This is a genomic window from Acetobacter senegalensis, assembly GCF_001580995.1.
GTDB lineage: Bacteria > Pseudomonadota > Alphaproteobacteria > Acetobacterales > Acetobacteraceae > Acetobacter > Acetobacter senegalensis.
The window spans coordinates 26,085-36,496 of sequence record NZ_LHZU01000112.1 but is presented as its reverse complement, the minus strand read 5'-3'; the positions used below and the strand labels follow the sequence as shown (position 1 = coordinate 36,496).

General features: G+C 57.8%; 7 protein-coding genes and 1 pseudogene. 6 read left to right on the top strand and 2 right to left on the bottom strand.

Annotation, left to right across the window (positions count from 1 at the left end; translation table 11 throughout):
- A pseudogene (locus AD948_RS04960) lies at positions 1-276 on the bottom strand (galactose-1-epimerase); the annotation flags it as partial.
- Positions 277-414: 138 nt separating this feature from the next.
- Complete coding sequence (locus tag AD948_RS04955) at positions 415-1,779, bottom strand: 8-oxoguanine deaminase (protein WP_082782305.1); 1,365 nt, start codon at positions 1,777-1,779, stop codon at positions 415-417.
- Positions 1,780-2,073: 294 nt separating this feature from the next.
- Here AD948_RS04955 and AD948_RS04950 point away from each other — a divergent pair, with 294 nt between their 5' ends.
- The 6 genes from AD948_RS04950 (at position 2,074) to lepA (ending at position 10,306) form a co-directional block, all read left to right on the top strand.
- The gene (locus AD948_RS04950; RefSeq protein WP_061470957.1) at positions 2,074-4,485 is read left to right on the top strand and encodes a glucose/quinate/shikimate family membrane-bound PQQ-dependent dehydrogenase; all 2,412 of its coding nucleotides are present in this window, start codon (positions 2,074-2,076) and stop codon (positions 4,483-4,485) included.
- A gap of 248 nt (positions 4,486-4,733) precedes the next feature.
- A complete protein-coding gene (locus AD948_RS04945) occupies positions 4,734-5,591 on the top strand; it encodes an NmrA family NAD(P)-binding protein (RefSeq protein ID WP_061470956.1) in 858 nt (285 codons plus the stop codon).
- A 63-nt stretch (positions 5,592-5,654) separates the two neighbouring features.
- The gene (locus tag AD948_RS04940; RefSeq protein WP_006557464.1) at positions 5,655-7,277 is read left to right on the top strand and encodes an ABC-F family ATP-binding cassette domain-containing protein; all 1,623 of its coding nucleotides are present in this window, start codon (positions 5,655-5,657) and stop codon (positions 7,275-7,277) included.
- A 55-nt stretch (positions 7,278-7,332) separates the two neighbouring features.
- Positions 7,333-7,599 carry a hypothetical protein gene (locus tag AD948_RS04935; RefSeq protein WP_035378058.1) on the top strand — a complete coding sequence of 89 codons (267 nt, stop codon included), beginning with the start codon at positions 7,333-7,335 and terminating at the stop codon, positions 7,597-7,599.
- A complete protein-coding gene (locus tag AD948_RS04930) occupies positions 7,596-8,372 on the top strand; it encodes a helix-turn-helix transcriptional regulator (RefSeq protein ID WP_061470955.1) in 777 nt (258 codons plus the stop codon). Before AD948_RS04935 ends, AD948_RS04930 begins: the two co-directional genes overlap by 4 nt.
- A 128-nt stretch (positions 8,373-8,500) precedes the next feature.
- A complete protein-coding gene (gene lepA / locus AD948_RS04925; RefSeq protein WP_035378060.1) occupies positions 8,501-10,306 on the top strand; it encodes a translation elongation factor 4 in 1,806 nt (601 codons plus the stop codon).
- The last annotated feature ends 106 nt before the right edge of the window (positions 10,307-10,412 follow it).

The window sequence follows — 10,412 nt, the reverse complement described above, 5'->3', positions numbered from 1 at the left end:
CACCGTAATGGCGGTAATGATCCCGCCATAGGAGAGAAACTGCACACTCATGCCGTGCGCATTGCGTAGCGTATAGCGCTGCACTTTCTGGCCAGAGGAAAGGGTGCCAAAAGCGTTATGCTTAAAGGCGCTGGCAGCGTGGCTGTGCGGAGAGGATGTCATCATGCAGGTGGCCAGTGCTCCTAATCCCATCATCGTGCGGGCAAACAGGCTGCGCGCCTTCCTTGTATGAGTATAGTCATGGCAGATAGGGGCGGCAGCAAAAGAACGCATCATGAAGAAAGTCACCTCGCGGATAATCGTGTGCCCTCAAACGCACGAAAGGCCATGTCTGTTCAGAACATCGGGCACGATTACGGGTTTTCTGGCTGCTTTGTGAACACAGAGCGGGTGATATACTGCTTCAGGATTTCTTTACGCCTTTTCCAGTAGTTGACGGGCGAGGGCATTGTGGCGTTCCGCAAGCTGGATGGGATCATGGCTGACAAACGCGCCATCCCGCACCAGCACACGCCCGTTGACGATGGAGCACGCCACCCGTTGCGGTGCGCAGAATACCAGTGCGGCCACGGGGTCTGATTGCGCGCCCGCATGGTCTATGCCGCGCAGATCAAAGGCCACAATATCCGCTGCCATGCTTGGGGCCAGATGGCCAATGTCCTTTCTGCCCAGCACGGCGGCCCCGCCACGGGTGGCAAGCTCCAGCACCTCGCGCGCCTGCATCATGGGGCGGTTATCCTCGGTTTCCAGAAGGCGGCCGAGGAGCATGGCCTGTCGCGCTTCTCCCAGCATGTGGCTTCCATCGTTTGAAGCCGAGCCATCAACGCCCAGCCCAACCCGCATGCCAGCGGCCACCATCTGCCGCACCGGAGCAATGCCGGAACCCAACCGCATGTTGGAGCACGGGCAATGGGCCATGCCTGTGTGCGTTGCCCCAAAACGGCTGATGCCCGCCTGATCCAGCTTGACGCAATGGGCGTGCCATACGTCCGGCCCAATCCAGCCCACATCTTCCGCGTATTCGGCGGGTGTCATGTTGAATGTCTGGCGGCTGTAGGCAATGTCACTGCTGTTTTCGGCCAGATGCGTGTGCAGCATGGTGCCTGTGGCCCGTGCCAGCGCGGCGGCTTCACGCATCAGATCCCGACTGACAGAGAAAGGCGAGCAGGGGGCCACCACCACACGCTGCATGGCCAGAGGCTGCGGGTCATGAAACGCTTCAATCACGCGCTGGGTGTCAGCCAGAATAGCCACCTCGTCTTCCACTACACTGTCTGGTGGCAGGCCGCCTTTGCTTTCCCCCACGCTCATGGCGCCTCGGGCGGCATGAAAACGCATACGCATCTGGGTAGCGGCTTCTATCTGATCATCCAGCCGGCTTCCGTTGGGGAACAGGTAAAGGTGATCGCTGGTGGTGGTGCAGCCGGACCACAGCAGTTCGGTCATGGCGGTGCAGGTGGACACACGGATCATTTCGGGTGTCAGCCCGGCCCAAAGAGGATAGAGCGCTTGCAACCACCCGAACAGTGATGCGTTCTGCGCCGCAGGAATAACGCGCGTGAGGGTTTGGTACATGTGGTGGTGGGTGTTCACCATGCCGGGCATGACGACGTGGCCCGTCATGTCCAACACCTCATCAGCTTGGGGCAACGGGTCCGTGGCAGACCCGATGGCCGCAATCTGTTTCCCCCGCACAAGCAGCCATCCGCCTTCCAGTTCTTCTCTCTGGGCGTTCATTGTTACCAGACGCAGGGCGTTTTTCAGCAGGATGGTGCGCATCAGTCTTTGCCTTGATGGGGGGGGGAAGTAGGGGGGCAGCAGTAGCACAAAAACAGGCATCCCACTGCGCATTCAGACGAAACGCGTGTGTGAACCGTCAGTTTTTTGAGTGCTGACCGATCGTCATTTATTTGGATTCTAAAAGAAATACAGGCACATTTTACGCACGCTTGTGAGGATGTGCTTCATCTGGAGGGACCTTCTTTTCGGATTTTTCCGAAACAATCATTCAGTTCTTTTATGAAGTGGGCTATTCCTATTCCACATTCCTCCTAACATTCATGGTTGATTTGCATGCCATCATCCTCTTCCCGGTCCGGGTTGCTCCTGAACTTAACCATTACGATCTTTGTACTGCTGGGTCTGTATCTGGCGGGCGGCGGAGCGTGGCTGGCGGCTTTGGGTGGCTCCTGGTTTTATCTGTTGAGCGGCATTGTGCTGCTGATTACAGCCATCATGCTGCTCAAGCGCTGGCGCGAGGCGCTGTGGGTTTACGCGGCGCTGGTGTTTGCCACCCTCATCTGGTCCGTGGCCGAAGCCGGATTTGATTTCTGGGCTCTGGCACCGCGTGGAGACGTTATTCTGCCGTTGGGCCTGCTGCTTCTATTGCCGTTTGTCTCGCGTGAGCTGCTGCCAGCCAGCCCGGCAAACCGCGTGCCGCTGGCTGTGGGCATTGTGGCCGGTCTGGCCGTCTATGGTTATGCGCTGACGCAGGACCCGCAGGATCTGGCAGGCACTCTGCCAACAGTGGCACAGCAGGGGCCCGCCGTAACCCCGGGCGATGTGGCAGAAGCCCCGGCAGCGGATTGGCCTGCTTATGGCCGCACCCAGTTCGGCAACCGTTATTCACCGCTCACACAGATTACGCCGGCCAACGTGAAGGATCTGAAGGTGGCGTGGGTGTTCCGCACGCATGACCTCAAGACCCCGAATGACCCCGGCGAAATTACGGATGAAGTCACGCCCATCAAAATCAGGGATACGCTTTATCTGTGCTCTCCACATCAGATCCTGTTTGCGTTGGACGCCGCAACCGGCAAGGAAAAGTGGAAATATGACCCGAAGCTGAAATACAATCCCAGCTTCCAGCACATGACCTGCCGTGGTGTTTCCTATGCCGAAGCGCATGAAGGGGATGTAACGGCTGATGGTTCTCCGGTGCCAACAGAATGTTCCCGCCGTGTCTTCCTGCCCACCAATGATGGTCGGCTGATTGCGCTGGATGCGGAAACGGGTGAAGCCTGCCACGGCTTTGGCACGGAGGGTACGGTTGATCTCACTGATGGCATGCCGATGCGCGAACTGGGCTTTTATGAACCCACATCTCCGCCGGTTGTCACCAGCAAGGTGGTTATTGTTTCCGGTGCAGTGACGGACAATTACTCAACGCATGAACCCTCAGGCGTAACGCGGGCGTATGATCTGTATAGCGGCCGACTGGTGTGGGCCTTTGATGCAGGCAACCCCAACCCGAACGAACTGCCCTCGAATACGCACCATTACGTGCCGAACTCCCCCAATTCCTGGATCACGTCTGCCTATGATGCCAAACTGAACCTGATCTACATTCCCACAGGTGTTGCAACGCCAGATATCTGGGGTGGGCATCGCTCGGCAGATCAGGAGCGTTATGCATCCGGTATTCTGGCCCTGAATGGGGATACGGGTGAGAAGGTCTGGTTCTATCAGACTGTGCATCATGATCTGTGGGATATGGATATCCCGTCTCAGCCCAGTCTGGTGGATATCCGTCAGAAAGACGGAACGGTTGTGCCTGCACTGTACGCGCCGGCCAAAACCGGCAACATTTTTGTGCTGGACCGCCGTAACGGACACCTGATTGTGCCGGCTCCGGAAACACCCGTGCCGCAGGGAGCTGCACCGGGTGACCATCTGGCAGCCACACAGCCGTTTTCCGAGCTGACGTTCCGGCCCAAGAAGAACCTGACCGACGCAGACATGTGGGGCGGCACGATGCTGGACCAGATGGTCTGCCGCATCATGTTCAAGCGGATGCGCTATGAAGGGCCTTTCACGCCGCCATCCCTGCAGGGAACACTGGTGTTCCCCGGTAATCTGGGCATGTTTGAATGGGGCGGTCTTGCTGTTGACCCTGTGCGGCAGGTGGCGTTTGCTAACCCTATCGCCATCCCGTTCGTTTCTACGCTTATTCCGCGTGGGCCGGGTAACCCGGCACAACCGGGGCTGGTTTCTGGCGGTCCCTCTGGTTCAGAAACGGGTGTGCAGCCGCAATATGGCACGCCTTATGGCGTGGACCTGCACGCATTCCTCTCCCCGCTGGGCATTCCGTGCAAACAGCCGGGTTGGGGTTACGTGGCTGGGATTGATCTGAAGACTAACAAGATCATGTGGATGCACCGGAACGGCACCGTGCGCGACAGCTCTCCGCTGCCGCTGCCCTTCAAGGTGGGTATCCCCTCCCTTGGTGGACCGTTGACAACCGGGGGTGGCGTGGCGTTCCTGACATCCACGGCGGATTATTACATCCGCGCGTATGATGTCACGACCGGCAAGCAGCTCTGGCAGGACCGTCTGCCCGCCGGTGGTCAGTCTACCCCCATGACGTATGAAGCCAATGGCCGCCAGTTTGTGGTCACGGCTGATGGTGGCCACGGTTCCTTTGGCACCAAGCTGGGCGACTATATTGTGGCCTACGCACTGCCGGATGCGTCAACCAAGCAGTAAGCCGCATTACGGCACGTAACGGCGCAAAAGGGGCGAGCAGGGCAAGCTGTTCGCCCCTTTTTTATTCGGAGGGCAGCGTGCTTCAACATCACCAGATTGACTGGACAGAGTTTTTAGACAGCCCCCACAAGGCAGGATAAAGCGCACAGGTAGAGATCGACGTCTTTCGGGTTGCAGATGGATGCAAGCCTTCATGGCGCTCATGAAGAACCGGATCTGATTGTGTGTTCAGGAAACAGGGGCAGAATATGTATGGAGTGCTTGGTGCAACAGGGCATGTCGGCCGCGCTGTTGCCAATACCCTGCTTGCGGCGGGGCAGCCCGTGACAGTTGTGACGCGCAACCCGCAAAAAGCGCAGGCATGGCGGCAGAAGGGAGCCTCTGCTGCTGTTGCGGATGTTCTGGATACGCCCGCTCTGGCGGCTGTTTTCAAGACTGTCACGCGCGCTTTTCTGCTGAACCCGCCAGCAAATGTTGCGGCTGATACGGATACGGAGGAACGCCGTTCTGTGCAGTCTATTCTTGCTGCGCTTGAGGGCGTATCCCTTGAAAAAATCGTCTTGCAGTCCACCTACGGCGTGCAACCAGGTCCGCATTGCGGAGACCTTGGGGTGCTGCATGAGTTTGAGGAAAGGGCCCGCGTCCTCGGTGCACCTTTATGCTGTGTGCGTGCCGCATATTACATGAGCAACTGGGTTCCTCTGGCAAAACAGGCGAAGGAAACGGGGGTGTTTTCCACGGTGTTGCCGGTTGATCAGAAGGTGCCAATGGTCGCGCCTGACGATGTGGGTGTGCTGGGTGCGCAGCTTCTTATGTCTTCTGTCGAGGAAACGGGTCTTTATGCGTGCGAAGGCCCGCATAACTATTCGCCGCGTGATGTTGCCGCAGTTTTCACTCAGGTTTTCGGCCGGGCGATACAGGCTACTTCCATCCCGAAGGCAGATTGGCTGGCGTACTATCGGCAGCACGGATTTTCCCAACAGGCAGCCAGATCATACGCGCATATGACGGAGCTGTTTCTTGAGCAGCCTTGTGAGCATTCTGCACCACTCCATAAGGGCCCAACAGACCTTGAAGCCTATTTTCGGAGCGTATTTACGGGTTGATACGGTTTACCTTTCGCGCCGGTTAGGGGTAAGTGCGCGGAACGATCCAGCCACGAGGACCCGATGATCCGTCTTGACACCATCAGCAAGCATAACGGCCAGCGCCTGATTTTCATTGAAGCCTCGGCTGCCTTGCAGAAAGGGGAGAAAGTTGGTCTGGTCGGGCCAAACGGGGCGGGGAAATCCACGCTGTTCCGCATGATCACCAAGCAGGATGAGCCCGATGAAGGGCAGGTGCTGATTGATCGCGGTGTGAGTATCGGCTTTTTCAGTCAGGATGTGGGGGAAATGGCCGGGCGCACTGCTGTTGCGGAAGTGATGGCCGGTGCAGGCCCCGTAGCGGAGGTTGCCGCAGAACTGGCTGAACTGGAAACGGCCATGGCGGACCCGGAGCAGTTTGATCAGCTTGATAGTATTATTGAACGCTTTGGTGAGGTTCAGGCCCGTTTTGAAGATCTGGGCGGCTACGCGCTGGAAGGCAAGGCGCGTGAAGTGTTGCACGGCCTTGGTTTCAGCCAGGAAATGATGGACGGCGATGTGGGCGCTCTTTCCGGCGGGTGGAAAATGCGCGTGGCTCTGGGCCGTATTCTGCTCATGCGCCCCGATGTGATGCTGCTGGACGAACCAAGCAACCATCTGGACCTTGAAAGCCTGATCTGGCTTGAGCAGTTTCTGGCGGGTTACGATGGTGCGCTGCTCATGACATCGCATGACCGTGCGTTCATGAACCGTATCATCAACAAGGTGATTGAAATTGATGGCGGAAACCTGAATAGCTTCTCTGGCGATTACGAGTTTTATGAACAGCAGCGCGCCCTGAACGAGAAGCAGCAGCAGGCGCAGTTTGAGCGCCAGCAGGCCATGCTGGCAAAGGAAGTCAGCTTTATTGAACGCTTCAAGGCGCGGGCCTCGCACGCTGCACAGGTGCAGAGCCGCGTGAAAAAGCTGGAAAAAATTGACCGGGTGGAGCCGCCAAAACGGCGTCAGACCCTCAGCTTCGAGTTTCCACCTGCGCCGCGCTCAGGGGATATCGTGGCCAATTTCCAGGGTGTGGACAAAAGCTATGGCAGCCGGGTTATTTACAAAGGGCTTGATCTGCTTATCCGCCGGGGTGAGCGCTGCTGTATTCTGGGGGTGAACGGGGCTGGTAAATCCACGCTGCTCAAGCTGGTGGCGGGCACCACCAAGCCTGATGCAGGCACGGTAACCATCGGCAGCAACGTGAAAATGGGGTATTTTGCTCAGCACGCCATGGATCTTCTGGATGGAGATCTGACAATTTTTGAAACGCTGGAACGGGCCTTTCCTCTGGCCAATCAGGGCTCGTTGCGTGCTCTGGCCGGAGGTTTCGGCTTCTCTGGTGATGAGATTGAAAAATATTGTCGTGTGCTGTCAGGCGGTGAAAAGGCCCGACTGGTCATGGCCCTGATGCTGTATGATCCGCCAAACTTTCTGGTGCTGGATGAGCCCACCAACCATCTGGACATGGCAACCAAGGAAATGCTGATTACCGCGCTCGGCAATTATGAAGGCACCATGCTGTTTGTCTCCCATGACCGGCATTTTCTGGCGGCCCTCTCCAATCGGGTTCTGGAAATCACGCCGGAGGGTATTCACCAGTATGGTGGTGGCTACACGGAGTATGTGGCGCGCACCGGGCAGGAAGCCCCCGGCCTACACGCCTGAGAGAGCGTGATATCTTTTCTTGCTTCTGCAGCAGGGAAAGGTGATCCTCAGCACAATGTGGAACGAGCCCTATCTTGAAACCTGTTGCCGCTCTGCCCTGCATCGGCTGTGTCTGGCCGGATCAGTGGGGCGCCCGACAGGGCTGCGGGATGATCCGTGCCTGAAGCGCATGACGGAGATGGGCTTTGTGCACCAGACTCCAGAAGGCCGCTTTTTTGTGACGGATGAAGGTGCCGCCCGCCATACCAGCGAAGTGCTGAAAATTGCGCAGGCGCTTCCTCATCACCACGATACCCGCAAAGCCACGCCTTCAGAACGATGATTCGCCCTGAAGATGTGTGGCAGGCGCTGGATTCTATGGCGCTGGAACGGGGGCTTACGCCTTCTGGCCTTGCACGCGCCGCCGGATTGGATGCCACAACCTTTAATCCGTCGCGTCGGGTTGGGGCCAATGGGGCAGTGCGCTGGCCCGCGATGAACAGTCTGCTCAGGGCGCTTGCCGTGCTGCGTGTTTCACTCAGCACATTCGGGCAGCAGCTGGAACGGGGTGAAGGTTCGGCAGATCAACGCCAAACGGCTCATCGCATGCGGAGTCTGCCCCTGTCTCGCTTGAAAGGGGCCGGGCTTTTCAATGAAGCGGGTCATCCTGCCGGGCTGGAGTGGGAAGATATCACTCTGCCGGGTGCGGCTCCCTTGGGCGCGTATGCGGTGCGGATTGATACAGACCGCATGGAGCCCATTCTGCGCGAGGGTAGTTCTCTTGTCGTGATGCCTGACCTACCACCCCGATGGTCTGATCGCGTTCTGATGGTTCGGTCGGATGCGGAGCCGGTGGTCGGTATATGGGATGGACTGTTCCCTCCCGGTATTATGCCCTTCGGCGGGAATGGGCCGTTTTCTCCCTCGAGCACTGTTCAGGAGGTGGCTTCCAGATGGTCAGGCGAGGAGGGAGCTGGAGATGATGTGCCTTTGTCTTTCGGCTCGGAGGGCGGTTCAGAGGTGGGGGCGGGGGATGCTCAAAACCCGAACCGCGTGCTGGTGCCAGACCATGCGGAGGGGGTGTTGGTGCAGCGTATTATCATGGTGACAGTATAGCGTAGTCCCACTTGTGGATGCTGGAAGCACGAGCCTCTGCTGGTGTGCTGAAAAATTTACAGCAAAACAGGGGCTGGGCCGCGTGGAACTGGCTGACTTTTGTCTCCGTATCGCTTAAAGGGGGCATCATGACCGACACACCTCTTTCGCTCATCCGCAATTTCTCGATCATCGCTCATATTGATCATGGGAAATCGACTCTGGCTGACCGCCTGATTCAGGCTTGTGGAGCGCTGACCGCCCGCGAGATGACCAATCAGGTGCTCGACAACATGGATCTGGAGCGCGAGCGCGGGATCACCATCAAGGCGCAGACCGTAAGGCTGACTTATCCGGCTAAGGATGGGAAAACCTACGTGCTGAACCTTATGGACACGCCCGGACACGTGGACTTCGCTTACGAAGTCAGCCGGTCTCTGGCCGCGTGTGAAGGTTCCCTGCTGGTGGTTGATGCCTCACAGGGCGTAGAGGCGCAGACACTGGCCAACGTGTATCAGGCCATTGACGCCAATCATGAAATTGTGCCGGTGCTGAACAAGGTTGATCTGCCTGCGGCAGAACCTGAACGGGTGAAGGCGCAGATTGAAGAAGTGATCGGCATTCCGGCTGATGACGCTGTGGAAATTTCAGCCAAGACCGGCCTGAATATTGAAGGCGTGCTGGAAGCCGTTGTCACCCGCCTGCCGCCGCCCACGGGCGATGCTGAAAAGCCGCTTCAGGCCATGCTGGTGGATAGCTGGTATGATCCGTATCTGGGCGTGATCGTGCTTGTACGTGTCAAGGAAGGTCGCCTGCAGAAGGGCATGAAGATGCGCATGATGTCCAGCGGCGCTGTGCATCAGATTGATCAGGTGGGTGTGTTCGCCCCGCGCATGATGGCAGTGGAAAGCCTCGGTCCGGGCGAGATGGGTTATATCAACGCCGCCATCAAGACCGTGGCCGACTGTAACGTGGGTGACACCATTACGGATGATCGTCGCCCGGCGGCAACTGCTCTGACAGGCTTCAAGCCCTCCATTCCGGTGGTCTGGTGTGGTCTGTTCCCCATTGTGGCGGATGATTTTGAAAAGCTGCGGGACAGCCTCTCCAAACTGCGCCTGAATGATGCCTCCTTCCATTATGAGGCAGAGACATCAGCGGCGCTGGGTTTTGGCTTCCGCTGCGGCTTCCTTGGCTTGCTGCATCTGGAAATCATTCAGGAACGCCTGTCCCGCGAGTTCGATCTGGATCTGATCGCCACGGCACCGTCCGTCGTGTATCACATCACTCTTACCAACGGGCAGCAGGAAGAACTGCACAACCCGGCGGATATGCCTGATCTGTCCCTGATTGAGCGGATTGATGAACCGTGGATCAAGGCGACCATCATGGTGCCGGATGAATATCTGGGCGCGGTGCTGACATTGTGTACAGAACGGCGCGGTGTGCAGGTGGACCTCACGTATGTGGGCAATCGGGCTATGGCGGTTTATCGCCTGCCGCTGAACGAAGTGGTGTTCGATTTTTATGATCGCCTGAAGTCCCTGACCCGCGGTTACGCCAGCTTTGATTACCAGATGGATGGGTATGAGGAGAGCGATCTGGTGCGCATCTCCATTCTGGTGAATCAGGAGCCCGTTGATGCTCTTTCCTTCATTGCGCATCGGTCTGCCGCAGAAACCCGTGGCCGCGCGATCTGTGCCCGCCTAAAGGACCTGATCCCCCGCCAGTTGTTCAAGATCGCCATTCAGGCGGCTATTGGCAGCAAGGTGATTGCGCGTGAAACCATTGGCGCACTTTCCAAGGATGTGACGGCCAAATGCTATGGCGGTGATATCTCCCGTAAGCGCAAGCTGCTGGAAAAACAGAAGGAAGGGAAAAAGCGCATGCGGCAGTTTGGTAAGGTGGAAATCCCGCAAAGCGCCTTCCTCGCCGCACTCAAGATGGATGGCTAAGGGCGCTCTTTTGTCTTTCTCGTCAGGCCTTATGCAGAGGGGGAGGGCCTCTTCCGCATAAGGCGTACTTGATCCGTCCTGTTTCCGAGCTTATGTCGGATGGCAT

Bases quoted from the DNA above. Each gene is read 5' to 3' on its own strand.
- AD948_RS04950 (WP_061470957.1), top strand. From the start codon at position 2,074: ATGCCATCATCCTCTTCCCGGTCCGGGTTGCTCCTGAACTTAACCATT.
- AD948_RS04945 (WP_061470956.1), top strand. From the start codon at position 4,734: ATGTATGGAGTGCTTGGTGCAACAGGGCATGTCGGCCGCGCTGTTGCC.
- lepA (WP_035378060.1), top strand. From the start codon at position 8,501: ATGACCGACACACCTCTTTCGCTCATCCGCAATTTCTCGATCATCGCT.
- AD948_RS04955 (WP_082782305.1), bottom strand. From the start codon at position 1,779: ATGCGCACCATCCTGCTGAAAAACGCCCTGCGTCTGGTAACAATGAAC.
- AD948_RS04935 (WP_035378058.1), top strand. From the start codon at position 7,333: ATGTGGAACGAGCCCTATCTTGAAACCTGTTGCCGCTCTGCCCTGCAT.
- AD948_RS04940 (WP_006557464.1), top strand. From the start codon at position 5,655: ATGATCCGTCTTGACACCATCAGCAAGCATAACGGCCAGCGCCTGATT.
- AD948_RS04930 (WP_061470955.1), top strand. From the start codon at position 7,596: ATGATTCGCCCTGAAGATGTGTGGCAGGCGCTGGATTCTATGGCGCTG.